9 protein-coding genes and 1 pseudogene are annotated in these 15,863 nt (G+C 65.5%); 4 read left to right on the top strand and 6 right to left on the bottom strand.

The window, feature by feature from the left end; translation table 11 throughout:
* Nucleotides 1-3 precede the first annotated feature (3 nt).
* The 4 genes and pseudogenes from L1080_RS25685 to L1080_RS25670 all read left to right on the top strand — a co-directional run bounded on the left by L1080_RS25685 (nucleotide 4) and on the right by L1080_RS25670 (nucleotide 5,168).
* Entirely contained in the window at nucleotides 4-1,155 is a 1,152-nt protein-coding gene (locus tag L1080_RS25685) for an NAD(P)/FAD-dependent oxidoreductase (protein ID WP_250775238.1), read from the top strand.
* 519 nt (nucleotides 1,156-1,674) lie between these two features.
* Nucleotides 1,675-3,522, top strand: a complete 1,848-nt coding sequence (locus L1080_RS25680) for an APC family permease (protein ID WP_250775236.1) — start codon at nucleotides 1,675-1,677, stop codon at nucleotides 3,520-3,522.
* Nucleotides 3,523-3,676: 154 nt separating this feature from the next.
* A pseudogene (locus L1080_RS25675) lies at nucleotides 3,677-4,858 on the top strand (thiolase family protein).
* A gap of 1 nt (nucleotide 4,859) precedes the next feature.
* Nucleotides 4,860-5,168, top strand: a complete 309-nt coding sequence (locus L1080_RS25670) for a hypothetical protein (RefSeq protein WP_250775234.1) — start codon at nucleotides 4,860-4,862, stop codon at nucleotides 5,166-5,168.
* A gap of 101 nt (nucleotides 5,169-5,269) precedes the next feature.
* Here the strand turns inward: L1080_RS25670 and L1080_RS25665 are convergent, their stop codons facing one another.
* The 6 genes from L1080_RS25665 to L1080_RS25640 all read right to left on the bottom strand — a co-directional run bounded on the left by L1080_RS25665 (nucleotide 5,270) and on the right by L1080_RS25640 (nucleotide 15,787).
* The gene (locus L1080_RS25665) at nucleotides 5,270-6,163 is read right to left on the bottom strand and encodes an SDR family NAD(P)-dependent oxidoreductase (protein WP_250775231.1); all 894 of its coding nucleotides are present in this window, start codon (nucleotides 6,161-6,163) and stop codon (nucleotides 5,270-5,272) included.
* 246 nt (nucleotides 6,164-6,409) lie between these two features.
* Complete coding sequence (locus tag L1080_RS25660; protein ID WP_250775222.1) at nucleotides 6,410-6,715, bottom strand: hypothetical protein; 306 nt, start codon at nucleotides 6,713-6,715, stop codon at nucleotides 6,410-6,412.
* A 329-nt stretch (nucleotides 6,716-7,044) separates the two neighbouring features.
* A complete protein-coding gene (locus L1080_RS25655; RefSeq protein WP_250775220.1) occupies nucleotides 7,045-11,886 on the bottom strand; it encodes an NAD-glutamate dehydrogenase in 4,842 nt (1,613 codons plus the stop codon).
* Nucleotides 11,887-12,330: 444 nt separating this feature from the next.
* Nucleotides 12,331-13,644, bottom strand: a complete 1,314-nt coding sequence (locus L1080_RS25650) for a PLP-dependent aminotransferase family protein (protein WP_250775218.1) — start codon at nucleotides 13,642-13,644, stop codon at nucleotides 12,331-12,333.
* 155 nt (nucleotides 13,645-13,799) lie between these two features.
* Nucleotides 13,800-14,960, bottom strand: coding sequence for an AMP-binding protein (locus L1080_RS25645; protein ID WP_250775215.1), 1,161 nt, complete (start codon nucleotides 14,958-14,960; stop codon nucleotides 13,800-13,802).
* Between the two features lie 74 nt (nucleotides 14,961-15,034).
* Nucleotides 15,035-15,787, bottom strand: a complete 753-nt coding sequence (locus L1080_RS25640) for an enoyl-CoA hydratase-related protein (RefSeq protein ID WP_250775208.1) — start codon at nucleotides 15,785-15,787, stop codon at nucleotides 15,035-15,037.
* Nucleotides 15,788-15,863: the final 76 nt, after the last annotated feature.

Below are 15,863 nucleotides of genomic sequence, written 5' to 3'. Positions count from 1 at the left end.
GTCATGACCGAACCAACCGTGTACGACGTCGTGGTCGTCGGAGCCGGCATCGTCGGTGCCAGCTGTGCACACCACCTGGCCCAGCAGGGGCTCGAGGTCGCCGTGCTCGAGGCAAGGGCCGGTGCGGCCGAGGGAAGCACCGGGCTGTCGTTCGCCTCGGTCCGCGCGCAGTGGGCCGACGACCTCAACACCGAGCTGTCCTGGCGCAGCATCAGCTTCTACCGGGACTTCCAGGACCGGTACGGTATCGATATCGGATACCGCCCGACCGGGTACCTCCTGCTGATCCCGGAAGCGAGCTGGGAACGTCAGCTCCAGGCGGTCGAGCTGCAGCGCTCCCACGGTGTCCCGGTCGAGGTGCTCGATATTGCGCGTGCTCAGGAGATCACTCCGTTCGACCCGGCCGGAATCGGCGGGGCGACGTGGGGGACCGCCGACGGGCAAGTCGACCCGCACGGAGTAACGAACGCGTTCCTCACCCTCGCTCGCGGGAATGGTGCCGATGTCTTCTTCCGCGCGCCGGTGGACGGGACCTCTAAGGTCGACGGGCTGTGGACGATCACGGCGGGTGAACGTACGGTGACCGGGCGTCACGTGGTCAATGCCGCGGGCGGTTGGGCAGGCGAGGTTGCCGGTCTCGCCGGGCTGGATGTGCCCGTGGTGCACTCGCGCCGCAATGTCTACGCCACCGCGGAGGGCGCGCTCGACAACTACGTGCCGATGACAATTGACGCGGGGACCGGGGTCTATATGCGCAGCGAGGGGACACGACTGCTCTTCGCCGGCGCCAAGCCCACCGAGATCGACGGATACAACACTGCGGTCGACTGGCCGTGGATGGAGGAGCTGCTGGCGCTGGCCGCCGACCGCTTCCCCTGGATGGTGGACTTGCCTCTCGACCGCAAGGCATGCTGGGCCGGCACCTACGAGAACACCCCGGACCACGCTGGAATCGTTGGCGCAGACCCGCGAGAACCGCAGTGGATCAACGCATGTGGCTTTTCCGGCCACGGAGTAATTCAGGCACCGGAGATCGGCCGGCTCGTCACCGAGCAGGTCACCACTGGGGCGATCACCAGCATCGACCTCTCTGAGCTGTCCCTGGCCCGATTCCAGTCCGGTGCCGTCGAGAATTCGGTGTCGCTCGTCTTCTGACCAGCGCGTCGGGGTACGGCTCCCCGGCGAGGTCACCGGCTAGGACCAGTCCTGCCGACGGCGCATCGACAATCGGGCGCGGCGAATGGTGTGTTCAACGATGCACCCGCCATCGCCGCGCCCAGCCCCCGAAAAGCCAAGGGAGGGCGGCAAGTTCAATGGCGCACTCGCCGCCTTCCTCTGGCCGAGAAGAGTAATCTCCGCCGCTTCCAGAGTGGCCCGTCCGCCCAAGTGGCAGGCGCCCAGATCTCTTTCTGCCCGTGCACTTTCGTCCCGGCACCTCCCTGGTCGAAGACATTTCCGACTCCGGTGATAAGCGAATGCACGCGCTGCCATCACCTGCGGTGAACACACTCTTGTGACTGTGTTCTCCGTCACCAATGCCCTGTAATCTTCGAGCTGTCCTCCTCCGGCGCTTTGGATTTCGAAGACATCCGGATGCAGGGCACCCGCCTCCCCCCTCAGCGCTCATGTGCCGATCGAAATTGCCGGCGCCGCTGATCACGAAACAGGAAACTCATGGCACTTTCATCCGCACCATCGGGTGGCATCGCCGCCCCGGGAGCGTCGTCGGAGAAATTGACGCGCTCGATGTCCCTGACCAACCTGATCTTCCTCGGTGTGAGTGCGCAGATCGGCTCCGGGTGGTTGTTCGCCGTTCTGTCCGCCGCAGGGGCCGCAGGACCGGCCGCAATCGTGTCCTGGGTACTCGCGGCTCTACTTTTCGGTGTCATCGCGATGCCCTGGATGGAACTGGGCGCCATGCTTCCCCGCTCGGGCGGACCGGTCCGGTACCCGAGCTTGTCGCACGGCATGATGACCGGCTGGCTGGTCGGCGGCGCGTACTGGATCGCCACTGTCGCAGTCACCACCCTCGAGGCGCAGGCAGTACTGACCTATGTCAGCAGTAACTGGCCCCAACTTGGACTGATGCACGAGGTCGACGGACTCGAGATCCTGACCTGGCCGAGGGGCATCCTCGCCGGTGTCGCCATCCTCGCAGTCTTCACGGTCCTCAACATCTTCGGCATCAAAATGCTCAGTGAAGCGAACCGTTGGATCACACTATGGAAGATCGCGATTCCGACGCTCACCTTCATCTTGCTGTTCACCGCATTCCGCAGCTCCAACTTCACCGAGACCGGCTTCTTCGCCATGGGCTTCGACGGTGTCCTCCACGCCATCCCCGCCACCGGTATCGCCTTCGCCTACCTGGGCTTCCGTCAGGTCCTCGACTTCGGTGGCGAATGCAAGAACCCGCAGCGCAACATCCCGATCGCGATTGCCGCGTCCATCCTCATTCCGATGGTCGTCTACGTGCTGCTCCAGGTGGCGTTCATCGGAGCGCTCGACTGGGCTGCCGCCGGCCTCGCGCCGGGCGAATGGGGATCGCTGCTGTCGAGTGACTGGGCGTCGGCGCCATTGTTCCAGGCCCTCATCGCCGCCGGATTCGGTGGTTTCGGCACCCTGCTGCTGATCGACGCGATCGTGTCTCCGGCCGCAACCGGGTGGGTGTTCCTCGGCAGTGCTACGCGGTCGACCTACGCACTGTCCGAGCACGATATGGCCCCGTCGCTGTTGCAGCGGCTGAACCGATTTGCAGTGCCGTGGATTTCGCTGATCGTCTCCTTCGCGGTGTCCTGCCTGTTCCTGCTCCCGTTGCCGAGTTGGTACCGCCTCGTCTCCATCGTGTCGGTGGCACTGCTGCTGAGCTACCTCGTCGGCAGCTCGAGCATGATGGTTCTCCGCCGCACCGCCCCGGACCTGCCCCGTCCGTTCCGCCTGCGGAATGCCGGATTCTGGGCGCCCGCCAGCTTCGTAGCAACCCTGATCCTGGTGTATGTCGCCGGCTTCTCGACCGTCCTCAACCTGTCCATCGTGGTGTTCGCGGGCACCCCGGCGTACGTCGCATACATCGCCGTACGACAGAACTGGATCACCCGCATTCGCGCGTACAGCTGGTCCGCTGTGTTCCTTACGGTGTGGGGCTTTGTGAGCTGGCAGGGTGGATGGTTCATGACGGTGAGCGGCGGCCAGCGAGAGGGAGCGTGGGATACCCCCGCTTACCTGATGGCCTGTACAGCGGTGCTCGCCGTCGGCGGGATCGTCCTCTACCTGATGAGTAACACTGTTGGCCGGGTGCATGTCTCCCGATCGACCTGGTTCGTCGCGTTGCTGATGGCCGTGCTCTTCCTGTCCTTCTACGGTAGCTACGGGCCGCTCGACCACCCCGTCTTCGGCGAGGGCTGGGACCTCATCCCGGTGGCGATCGCGGGCCTCGCAGGGTACTACTGGTCGGTCGCCTCCGGCTTCGAGACCGACGAAGTGCGGGAAAATCACCTCGAGGAAGAAGTCGTTCCGGTGTGATCCATTCGAAGGGGGCGGCGCCGACCGGTGCCGCCCCCTTCGACGTTGATACAGGCCCCGTCGACCGTCGGGTCAAACCGAACATCGTAGGGACCAAATCGAGAGCTTGCGTACCGCTGCTGCCCGCCCGGCAGTGCAACCTGAAAGGCACGTCATGAATTCTCCCGAACCGATCATCGTTGTCGACGGCGCGAGGACCCCGATCGGCAGCTTCGGTGGCACGCTCGCCGGCGTGCCCGCGCACGAGCTGGGTGCCACCGCCGTCAAGGCCGCGCTGGGGCGTGCCGGGGTGCCGGGCGGCGACATCGACGAGGTGGTCATGGGCTGCATCGGTCAGGTCGGACCGGACGCCTACAACGCCCGCCGGGTCGCCCTCGCAGCAGGCCTACCCGAGAGCACCCCCGCCTACACGGTCAACCGCCTCTGCGGCAGCGGCCTCCAAGCGGTGTAGTCGGCGGCGCAGCAGATGCGCTGGGGTGGGGTGAACTTCGCCCTCGCCGGCGGCGACGAGAGTATGTCCCGGATGCCGTTCTACGACTTCTCCGCCCGCTCCGGCTACAAACTCGGCGACCGCACGCTCGTCGACGGCACGGTCGCGATGCTGACCGACCCGTTCGGTGGCGTGCACATGGGCCGCACCGCCGAGGCGGTCGCCCGCAAGTACGACGTCAGCCGGCAGCCGCAGGACGAGTTCGCGGTCGAGAGCCAGCGCCGCGCCGCCTCCGAGGCCGCGAAGGCCGCGTTCGCCGAGGAGATCACCCCCGTCGAGATCGGGGGCCGCCACCCGAAGACGATCGAGGTCGACGAGCACCCCAATCCCGGCACCACCCTCGAGACCCTGGCGAAGCTGCGGCCGGCGTTCGAGGAGGGCGGCTCGGTGACCGCGGGCAACGCGTCCGGTATCAACGACGGAGCCGCGGCCCTGGTGCTGGCCACCCAGTTCGCCGCCAGCGAGAAGGGCCTGACCGGGCTCGTCACCCTCGAGGCCGTCGCGACCGCGGCGATGGACCCGGGCCTGATGGGGTACGCCCCCGTTCTGGCGCTCCAGAAGCTGTTCGAGCAGACCGGCACCACCCCCGGTGACATCGACGTCATCGAGCTGAACGAGGCGTTCGCGTCGCAGGCGGTGGCGGTGATCCGGGACGCCAAGCTCGACCCGGAAAAGACCAACCCGTACGGCGGGGCGATCGCTCTGGGTCACCCGGTCGGCGCGACCGGCGCGATCCTGAGCCTGCGCCTCGCGAAGGACCTCGTGCGCCGCGACCTCGAACTCGGCATCGTCACCATGTGCATCGGCGGCGGCCAGGCCCTCGCCGCACTCTTCCGCAGGATCTGACATGAGAAACGATCAACGGCCGGCACCGACTCGCCGGCCAATCAACCATCCGGGCCGCCATCGAGGCATTGCTACCGTCTGCCGCGAGGAGCACGCCCTCGTTGAGTTCGCCTTGACGTGGCTACCTTTCGGTACCATCGCGAACGAACACCTCTGGGTCGAGTTCGGGATGACCCCCGCCCGGTATGTGGACCGTCTAGCCGAGGCGCTCGAGGGGCCGATCCGGCGCGAGCTCCCTCCGGAAACGCTCCAGGAGCTCAAGCGCTTCGTCTCGTATCAGATGATCGAGCGCCGGAGGCGGAACCAGTAGTACTGACAGACTCGACGACCGTTGGCGGCGGATATCGTCGTCGGCAGCTGAGATCGGGAGCAAGTGCGGGCAGCGACGTGGTCGCTGCCCGCACTTGTCGGTCAGCTGAGCGCGCGGGCGATGATCGCTGTAGCCATGTCCAATGACGTGGGTTCGTGATACGTGCTCTGATCCTCGATCTCCGAGAGCTGGTCGCGGACTGCTTCCGCCGTCAGCTCCTCCAGGACTGCCCCTGAGGTTTCGCCGACGAAGACCTTTGCAACCCGACCGCCTGCGACGGAGTACACGGCACCGGAGACGGGGCAATCCTCGTGCGCGAGAAATGCGACGACCGGGCTGACGCCTTCCGGTGTCACGCGTGCCGCCAGATCACCCAGCAGGCCTGCCGTCATGCGGGTGGCGGCGATCGGCGCAATCGCGTTTGCGGTGATCCCGTAGGCCGCCCCTTCGAGCGCGAGAACACGGGTGAGGCCGGCGATCCCCGCCTTCGCGGCGCCGTAGTTCGCCTGCCCGAAATTGCCGAACAGGCCGGAGGCCGAGCTGGTGTTGACGATGCGCCCGTATCCCGCTTCCCGCATGGCACGGAAGGCGGGTTGAGTGACGAACAGGGTTCCCTTGAGGTGGACGTCGATGACGGCGTCGATCATCGGACCGTCCATCTTGTGAAAGGCCCTGTCTCGCAGAATTCCAGCATTGTTGACCAGAACGTCCAACCGTCCGAATTCCTCGAGCGCCGTCCGGACGATCGCACGGCCACCCTCTTCCGTGGCGACGCTGTCACGGTTGGCGACCGCCGTACCACCGAGCGCGGTGATCTCGTCGACGACGGCCTGTGCCGCGCCCGTTGATTGTCCGTCACCATGCAGCGAGCCACCCAGGTCGTTGACCACCACTCGCGCACCGCGGCGGGCGAGTTCGAGGGCGTGCGATCGGCCCAGCCCGTTGCCGGCTCCGGTTACGATGGCAACGCGTTCGTCGAAATGTAGCGAGGACAACTGAACTCCTTGAGGTTGTTTCGTGCAATCTTTCGGGCTCGCAAACAGGGGCTGAGGCCGGTGTCGTCTTCCGCCGCCATGTTCTTCGGGACGGGCCCATCGAGAAATCGCAACACGCGTCTGGCGACCGAGTCCGCGACATCCGGGCGTTGCAGATCGTGACCCGCCGGAACGTCGAGGAGCAGGTACTGCTGTGCCACCTAAAAGTAGGCGGAATTCTCCTGATAAGCGTTGTCGGAGAACCGCTTACCGCCCGCCCTCGGTGCTGTCGACCCCCGGTTCTTTCGGCCGATCGCGCGGCCCGCGGCAGTGCGGAGCGCACAACGTGACGGCGACATGACGACGCATCCTCACGCCCGATCTCGGTGAGCTGCCGGAGCCGAGCAGGAGCCGACCATGTGCGGCGGTGGTTCCGCTCGGGTGCTTCAAGGCGCCGATCCCTGCCGAGCCGAGTGGGCGCAGGAAGGCGGCGGGGTCGGCATCGGTGGCGTTCTTCAGCGCCCCGAGATCAAGTGACGGCGTCCACGACGGGGCGGCTTTCAGGATCGACAACGGACGGATTCCCCTCTACTGGAGATCTACTCGTATGTGCGGTAGATCAGTTCGATGACAGCTGCGGGCTTGGTGCCGCGTGAATCCACTGTTCGCCACCGGTCAGCGTGGCGAAATCATCGATGTCCGGATTGGGACACTTCGTGCCATGGGCCGACGCCGAGATCCGTACCGGCGAGCTCGGGCAGGTCGTGAACGGACACAGTTGTAGCTGGCATTGAGGATCTGGCTCCGATACGAGTGTTACGTGTGTGTTGGACTCGGAGAGTGGACTCGACCGACCGCGGCACCTCCGGGTGGCCCTGGCGGTGCCGCGGTCACCGATGCCGCTAGGCGAGGTTCTCCGCAAACGAACGCAGGGCGTTCGTGGCCACGAGCAACACCGCCAGTTCGGGTTCGCGTGCCGGGTCGAGTGCCGCGTCGAGCAGGTTGTCGAGCCAGTCGGAGGAAAGGTCGCCGACCTGAGCGGCCTCCGACTGCGGTAGGTCCGAGTCACCGATCAGACGCCGTGTGGCATCGCTGACCGCGAAGTAGAGATCATCTCGGAGTGCCGCCCGCGACATGGCGTCCCAGTTGTCCACTCGGCGAAGTGCGGCCACCCGGCGCAGTAGCTTGTCGAGCCGGAACCGCTCGGCGACCTGGAAGTAGGTACGCGCCGTCCGTTCCGGATCCCTGCCGGCACGCAATGCGGTTTCGCTGATCGGGAACAGCGAGAACTCCTGGAACAGGCTCGCCGATCTGCGTGCCAGGAAGTCGGGGACATTCCGGTCGTCGAGGTACCGCTGCTGCTTGGCGTCGACGGCGGCCCGGTCGGCGCCGACGAGGAAGTCCGGAAGGGAGGAGCGCAGCGACTCGACAACGGGAGTGAAGTGGGCAGTTTCACCGGTCACATCGATGGTCTGCCGTCGGCTCGCCAGGAGCCAGCGCACCGAGCGCTCGACGAGCCGTCGATGGCTCAGCTGCAACCGGACGCGAGTGTCCGTCGTGACCGAGGAGTCGAGCGCGGCAATGTTGGACAGGTAATTGCGCTGACCGACGGCGCGACGAACGACTTCCCATGCCCGGATGATCGCCGCGACCGACGCCCCGGTTTCCTCCTGCATCCGGAACACGAAGGTGATGCCGTTGTCGTCGACGAGCCGATTGGTGATTGCGGTCGCGGTGATCTCGTTCGCCAATGGGTGCGCCCCCAGACGATCACCGCACACGGCGACAACGTCGGCGGGAAAGTACCCGGTGCGGAAATGCTCGGCCCACGATTCCGTCGCGATCCCGGCCGCCAGCACAGCCGACTTCATCTCCAGTTTCACGTAGGCAAGCAGGGTGCCGAGTTCGGGAGAGGTCAGAGCCCCACCCTGGGTGATGCGCTGTTCGAGCTCGGCGTCACTCGGCAGCGACTCCACCTCCCGGGAAAGTAGCCCTTGCCCCTCCAGGGTCGTCAGCATCCTGCGATGCACCGGTGCCATCTCGGCGGCCTCGGCACGGGCCACCGACAGCATGGTGTTCTGCGCACGATTGTGGGCTAGCACGCGGTCGGCGATATCGGCCGTCAGCGATTGCAGCAGAATGTTGCGCTTCTCCCGATCCAGGGCGCCGGCGGCGACCGCATCGTCGAGCGCGATCTTGATGTTGACTTCGTGATCGGAGGTATCGACACCGGCGACGTTGTCGATCGCATCTGTGTTCAACCGTGTGCCGTGCAATGCCGCCTCGCGCCGCCCCAGCGGGGTGAGGCCGAGGTTGCCGCCTTCACCGACCACACGGGCACGCACCTCCCGCCCGGTGATACGGACGGCGTCGTTCGCGCTGTCGCCGACCTCGGAATCGGTTTCCGAACTCGCCCGAACATAGGTGCCGATCCCGCCGTTGAACAGCAGATCGACGGGCGTCGACAGGATCGCGCGTACCAGCTCGTTCGGCGTGTAGTCTGCCCGCTTCTCGTCCAGTCCCAGTGCGGCACGGGCCTGCGGAGCGAGGGTGACACGCTTCGCCGAGCGGGGGAAGACGCCGCCGCCCATGCTGATGAGGTCGCGGCGGTAGTCCGTCCATGAGGAGCCGGGCAGATCGTAGAGCCGCTGCCGTTCCTCGAACGCCGTGCCCGCCTCGGGCTGCGGATCGAGGAAGATGTGCCGGTGGTCGAAGGCGGCGACCAGGCGCACGGACCGGGACCGGAGCAGTCCGTTCCCGAAGACATCCCCGCTCATGTCCCCGATCCCGACCGCGGTGACCGGGTCGGTGTCGGAGTCGATGCCGAGCTCGAACAGATGCTGGCGTACCGACTCCCAGGCGCCGCGCGCGGTGATGCCCATCTGCTTGTGGTCGTATCCGTTGGACCCACCCGAAGCGAAGGCGTCCCCGAGCCAGAACTCCCGGTTCGTGGCGATCGCGTTCGCGACATCGGAGAATTGGGCGGTGCCCTTGTCGGCGGCGAGGACCAGATACGTGTCGTCACCGTCGTGCCGCACCGTGTGCGGTGCCGGGTCGACGCGGTAGGTGCCGGACTCGTCCTTGGTGAAGTTGTCGATCAGATCGAGCAGTCCTTCGACGAACGTGCTGTAGGCGGCGCGCCCGATCTCGAGTTGCTGGGCGCGGTCAACGCCGGTGTGCAGCAGCCGCGGAAGGAAAGCGCCCTTGGCTCCTGTGGGGACGATGACCGCGTTCTTCACCATCTGCGCGCGCACCAGCCCGAGCACCTCGGTGCGGAAATCCTCGACCCGGTCGGTCCACCGGATGCCGCCGCGCGCGATGTGCCCGAATCGCAGATGGGTGCCCATGACGTTGCGAGCGAACACCCACGTCTCCAGCTGCGGCAAGGGAGCGGGAAGGCCACGAATCCTGCGGGGATCGAGCTTGAAACTCAGGACCGTGTCGACCGGTCCGTCGGTGTGCACGAACAGTCGCCGGAACGCGTTCGTTCGCAAGGTGGCGAGCACGGTATCGAGCAAGGTCCGAAGGATCAGGTCGGGTTCGATTCCCTGAACCTCGTCGATTGCGCCTTCGATCTCCGCGACCAGTTCGCTGTGGTCGCGTTCGCCGTCAGCAAGCGCCGGATCGAACCGCGTGCGAAACAGTGTCCACAGGCCAGCGGCGATCTTCGGGTGGCCGGCGATGACGGAATTGACGAACTCCGAGGAGAAGGTCCAACCGCTCTGCCGCAGATAGGCGGCATAGGCGCGCAGGACCACGACCTGCCGCCACTCCATGGCCGCGGTAGTGACCAGCGCCTGCAGCGCGTCTGCATCGGTGTGCCCGCTGTAGCTCGCCTCGAACGCCTCGGCGGTCCGCGCTGCCGTGGGCGCGTCCAGTCGGTGCTGGCGATAGCGCGAGCGGAGGATGAATTCGTACACGTAGGCGAGTTGCCCGTCGGCACTGGTCAGGGTCTGTGGATGTTCTGCTGCGAGTTCATATCCCAGGTGCCCGAAGATCGGCAGCGCGGAAGCAAGGACCATCGGCTCGGTGGTGACGGCGATGGCCGAGATCAGGTCCGTGGCCGCGCTCCGCGCGGGTGGCGGAGTGACGATCAGCTGCAGCCGTCGGTGCGGATCCTTCGTCAGTGTGGAGAAGGCCGACAAGTGGGCGGCTGCTTCGGCGGGGGAGAACCGCTCCTGATAACTCAGGGGCACTGCCACGGGGATGAAGTCGTCGTGCCCCGACGTCGACGCCGTGGAGAGCAGATCGTCGAGCTTCTCGGTCCACGACCGGGCCGCTTCCACCACGACTCGCGACAACTCCGCGACATCGATGCGCTCGTCCGCGGTGTGCGGCCATGCGGTGACGTGAACACGCACCAGCGCGGTTTCCCCGATTCGGGTGTTGTGATCGACCGCGGCGCCGTCGAGGAACTGGGAGACCGCCGCCACCACCGCCCGTCGAATGGCGGGTGAGAACCTGTCCTGGGGGACATAGAGCAGAATCGAGATGGCCCGGCCGTAGGTGTCCTGGCGGATGAATGCCCGCACACGTGGGTGCCGTTGCAGATGCAGCACCGCGAGGACCGTTGGTGCAAGCTCCTCGGCGGTGCTCTGCAGAATCTCCCGCCGCGGGTAGTCCTGGAGAATGTCGAGCAGTTCTAGGCCTTCTCGGGAGCGCGGATCGCGCTCGAGCATCGCCAGAGTGCGTCCGGCAGTTCGGTTGACGACCGGAATCGTCCGCATATCCGACGTGTCGAGGGTGTTCTCGAACAGACCGAGGAAGCGGTGCTCGCCGACCGTGACCCCGTCGGAATTGACGATCTTGATTCCCACGTAGTCCAACGGGGCGTCGCGGCGCACCGTGCTGCGGGTGCCGGCCGCCGACACCATCAACACATCCGGGCCGAACGCGCGAGTCGCGGTCAGCGGGTCGAGGGTGTGGTCGCGGTGCTCATGGTGATGGGGCCGAAGAATACCCAGTCCGGTCGCCGGAAGTGGTTCGAGGGTCGCCGTTCCCGACGCCGTTTCCTTCATCAGGCGGTAGGAGCAGTAGCCGAGGAAGGTGAAGTTCTCGGCGCACATCCAGTGGAGGAGCTCGCTGGCTTCGTAGGCGCTGTCGAGCTGGTTCTCGGTCGCATCGGATTTCAGGGACAGTGCAGCCTGACGGGCGACGGCTTCCATGTCGGTTTGGTCGGTCACTGCGACCGTGACGTCGGCGAGGGTGCTGCGAATCGCGTTCTCGATCATCGCGGCGAACTCGGCGGAAGTGGTTTCGCTTCCTCCGGACGGCTGGAACGTGATCTCCATCCAGGACTCGACCAGCGGATCGTTTTCGTACTGATCGTCCTGGCGGGGCCGGGTTATACCGTCCGGGGCGAGCACTCCCTCGGTATCGCGGCGCACTGCCAGCGTGACATGCCGAAGAGCGGAAACGCTGCCGTGCCGTCGAACAGCCATCGCGACCGAGTCGACCAGGAAGGGAAGATCGGTGCTGACCACCAAAATGTGTGCGTGGTTGGTTCCCGCCGCAAGATCGCACTGCACCAGTGCGGTCCCCTCGGCCCGAAGCCGAGCGAAGTTCAGGTACTCATAAGCGCGGTCAGCGAGGGCGGTGTCGGTCCATTCGGCGAGATCTTCGCGGGGCTCGTGACGGAAAAGTGCATCGACGTAATCCTGGTAGCCGCCCGGTGCGGACGCCAGGGCCCCGAGTTCAGCGCAGACACTGAGCTGACGGTCGTGTTCGAGTCCTTCGAGATTCACTGACATCTCCTGTGACACTTGATGGTGGGGGCCGCCCGGCGCTAATTCGTCCTGGCTCGTAAGCACCAATGATCCGGTCAACATCCCGTCAACGGAACGACGTTCTCGATTGCATAGCGTTAACTTTGCTTAATGCTTCGCGTGGTTATCCGTCGTCATCGGAAGGGGCCGCCGCGGGTGGTACTTTCCGATGCGAGTGGGTGCGCGTGCAGCAGCGACCGGATGGCCGAGCCGTCGGGCGGGTTCAGACAAGGCCATGGACCGGAAGCGGATCCGGTCATGAAGTATTAGTTTCGTTAACCAGGTGCGCATGAGCTGCATGCCCGCTGCATGAGGTCTCCGGTGACGATCAAGACCACCAACAGCCCCATGGCGAGGACGGTTCGCCGCATCCTGTGGGCGATTCGATGCATCTGGGATCCTCTCCGCACGAGCCGGTATCGGCTACACCGATACCGAAGAGCGGTGGACACCGGCGGCGCGGTCGCGGTGGACGAGTTCGATGGCCGCTAACCGGATACAGGTACACAGCCCGCTGATCGCCAGCCGCAACTCGTCCTCGGACGGCAAACTCGGTGCCAACCGGATGTGGCTGTCCCGGGGATCTTTGCCGGCCGGGAACGCCGAACCGGCCGGTGTCAGCGCGATCCCCGCCTCCTGGGCCAACGCCACCACCCGCTTGGCCGTGCCTGGCAGCACCTCGAGATTGACGAAGTAGCCTCCGGACGGCTCCGTCCACGACGCGATGCCCGAATCGCCGACCTCGCGGCGAAGAATGGTGGTGACGAGCTCGAACTTCGGGGCGAGAATCTCTTGGTGCTTGCGCATGTGCGTACGCACACCGGTCACGTCACCGAAGAACCGGACATGCCGGAGTTGGTTGACCTTGTCCTGTCCGACCCGCTTCTGCGAGAGGTGGCCCAGATACCACGCGATGTTTTTCCCGGATCCGGCGAAGAAACTCACACCGCCGCCGGCGATGGTCATCTTCGACGTCGACGCGAAGACGAACGGCCGCTCCGGATTGCCCGCGAGTGCGGCGAGGGCTAGGACATCGAGCACCTCCGGGGCGTCGCCGATGAGGGCGTGCACCGCATAGGCGTTGTCCCAGAAGATACGGAAGTCCGGTGCGGCGGTCTGCATACTCAGCAAGTCGCGGGTGACCTGCTCGGAATAAGTCACCCCACTGGGGTTGGAAAACATGGGGACACACCACATGCCCTTGATCTGCGGGTCATTGGCAACCAACTCCCGGATCGCATCGACATCAGGGCCGTCCGAGAGCAGGGGGACCGCAATCAGCTCGATACCGAACGACTCGGTGATAGCGAAATGCCGATCGTATCCGGGTACGGGGCACAGAAACTTCACCGGAGCGGAGGACCACGGAGCGTCGTCGTCACCTGTCCCGTGGATCCACGCGAACGAGAGCACGTCATACATCGTTTCCAGACTTGACGTGCCGCCGGCAATCAAATTTTCCGGGGCGATATTGAGGACCTCGCCGAACAGGGCGCGCAGCGACGGGAGGCCGGGGAGTTCACCGTAGTTGCGGCAGTCGATTTCATCGATCACATAGTCGTTGTCACCGGGCAGGGAAAGCATCGCGGCTGAGAGGTCGAGCTGTTCCGGTGCGGGCTTGCCCCGGGTGATGTCGAGGGCCAGCCCGCGCGCCTTCAACATGTCGTACTCCGCGCGGCTCCGGGTGAGCTCGGCGTCGAGTTCGTGGTCGGTGAGACTGTGCAGGGACGTGGACATCTCAGTTCCTTCAGGTTGGGAGATACTCGATGTAGTGCTGACTATGGGCGGGTGGGAAGTGGCCCCACATCACGACTCGTTACCCCGTTACGGCGCGCCCACGCGAGGTCGGGAGTTTCACTTGATTAGTCCGGTAGAGAAACGGAACGACCTCTTCATCCATGTGAATGGTCGAACCCACACTCGACCACGACCAAGCCGCCGGATTCGTCGAGGCGCCCGTGGTCCCCGGTACGGAACCAGCCATTCTGGTCGAGCGTCGAGCTCACGCCGGGAAAGGTGAAGTATCCGGTGAACAACGTGCCACGGGCGGCTTCGCGGATCAGGATCTCACCCGAGTCCGTCAGCTTCCATTCGATGTCCTCTCGCGCGGTCCCGCCGCGGCGATGGGCGTCGGTCGGGATGTCGTCGTCGATGGACCACGAGCGCAAGTGACTCGCTCCGGCGGCCTCCGTCGAACCGTATCCGGACACGGCCCGGACAACCCCGAACCGCCGCATAAACGCACCGTCGGCCGGGAACATGGTTCGTACGCGGTGGCCGGCCGAGTCCTTCGGTGTGGCGGTGCGCTCGAGATCGTTCACCAGCGGTGCATCCAGTGTCAGTGCGGTGATCCTGTGGTCGATGGCCTCGGACCAGAAGGTCTCGACCGTTAAGGTGCGCGCGAGCAAGGCGTCCGCGCCCGCGGTCAGTGCGCCGACGAGCCCGTGCCCGAGGGAGTTGATCTGCGAGAGAGGCAGTGGAGTGAGTGAACGATCGCGGGCGGTGAGTGTCATCGCCTCCGCAACTGCCCGTCCCAGTCGGAGAAAGTACTCATGCGATTGGGCGCAGAACTTCGGAATACCCGGCGTGGGCCTGGCCGGGTGCATCAGTGATGCCGTCGAGTACCGATCGGAGTTGGTGCCGGGGGAATGGCTGGGATCGAGCCGAGGGGCATTGCGGAAGGTGCTGATGGTGATCGCGCGGCGAGTTCCAGCGAACGACGGGGCCGCGGGGCGGTCACTGATCACCACCGTGGGGTCGAGGACGTCGAGCATGCACGCCAGGAGCTCCCGAGGATAGGTCGGATCGACCAGCGCGACAGGCACGCCGGCCAACAGGCAACTCAGCCAGGCCAGAACGTAGTCCGTCGAGTTTTCTGCCACGATTGCGACACGGTCCTGTGCGGAGAGATTCCGGGCCTGCAAGTCGGCGGCCCCACCGGCGGCAAGTTCGAGAGCGAGCTGCAACGAGATCTGATCGTCGAGGACGCCGATCATCAGGTCGGGGCGGACGGCCGCGCGATCGAGGAGAAGATGTGGGAGATTGTCAATCATCACGATCCTTCCTGTGTCTTCGGTTCCATCAGCGAACGGTGCCGGGTCGACCCCAGTCCGTGGTACTGGGGGCCCTAGCGACCAGCGGCATCGACGGGTCGAGGGCGGGACAGCGACCACATTTGCCGGGCGCGTTCGACCTCGATTGCCGCCTGCCATGCGCGCGGTGGTGTGGTCGTCAACCGAAGACTGTTCGCCAACGCCCGAGCGAGTTCAGGATCTCGGGCGACCGGTTCGGCGAGGCGCTGGGCCGCCTCTGCGAGATCGGCCACCGGAACTGCGTCCCACACCAGCCCTATGTCCGCGGCGCTTGCCCCGGTCAGCCGGCGCCCGAACACCCCTAACGCGGCGGCGGCCTGGCGGCCGGCTGCCCGCTCGAGAAGATGGAAGTGCCCACCGCCGGGGTGAATTCCGTTCTCGGCGAATCCCGGCACCAATAGTGCGTCCTCGGCGGCAAGACGCACGTCCGCCGACAACGCCAAATTGAGTCCGGCTCCTACCGCGGCACCATTGATCGCGGCAATCGAGGGAACAGTCACCTCACCGAATCGGCGGAACGCACGATAAAGGGAATCGAGCGCCTCGTACGCCTCATGCGGCTGTGCACTTGCAAGATTCCGGAGCGCAGCCCGGTCGGCTCCCGAGCAGAAGGCACTTCCGGCGCCGGTGATCACCACAGCACCCACCGATGGGTCATCGTCGACGGCATCGCAGGCATCGACCAGGGCCTGCGCGCTGTTCCGATCGAGGGAGTTGCGGGTATCCACACCATCGAGGGTGATCCAGGCGACGTTGCTACGGACGTCGAATCGAACGGAGGTCGTCACCGGAGGACACCCGACTTCCGGGCAAGGGAGTCGACGGCGCGGGTTGCGCGAAGTGAACTGACCATCAGGGCGTACT

This window comes from Rhodococcus sp. MSC1_016, assembly GCF_023667485.2.
GTDB classification, from domain to species: domain Bacteria; phylum Actinomycetota; class Actinomycetes; order Mycobacteriales; family Mycobacteriaceae; genus Rhodococcus_F; species Rhodococcus_F oxybenzonivorans.
The sequence above is the reverse complement of the archived record's forward strand: the minus strand, read 5'-3'. Positions and strand labels throughout refer to the sequence as shown.

What these genes read in the sequence shown, in the direction of transcription:
- L1080_RS25680 (WP_250775236.1), top strand. Translation starts at nt 1,675, where the DNA reads ATGGCACTTTCATCCGCACCATCGGGTGGCATCGCCGCCCCGGGAGCG.
- L1080_RS25685 (WP_250775238.1), top strand. Translation starts at nt 4, where the DNA reads ATGACCGAACCAACCGTGTACGACGTCGTGGTCGTCGGAGCCGGCATC.
- L1080_RS25670 (WP_250775234.1), top strand. Translation starts at nt 4,860, where the DNA reads ATGAGAAACGATCAACGGCCGGCACCGACTCGCCGGCCAATCAACCAT.
- L1080_RS25645 (WP_250775215.1), bottom strand. Translation starts at nt 14,960, where the DNA reads ATGATTGACAATCTCCCACATCTTCTCCTCGATCGCGCGGCCGTCCGC.
- L1080_RS25650 (WP_250775218.1), bottom strand. Translation starts at nt 13,644, where the DNA reads ATGTCCACGTCCCTGCACAGTCTCACCGACCACGAACTCGACGCCGAG.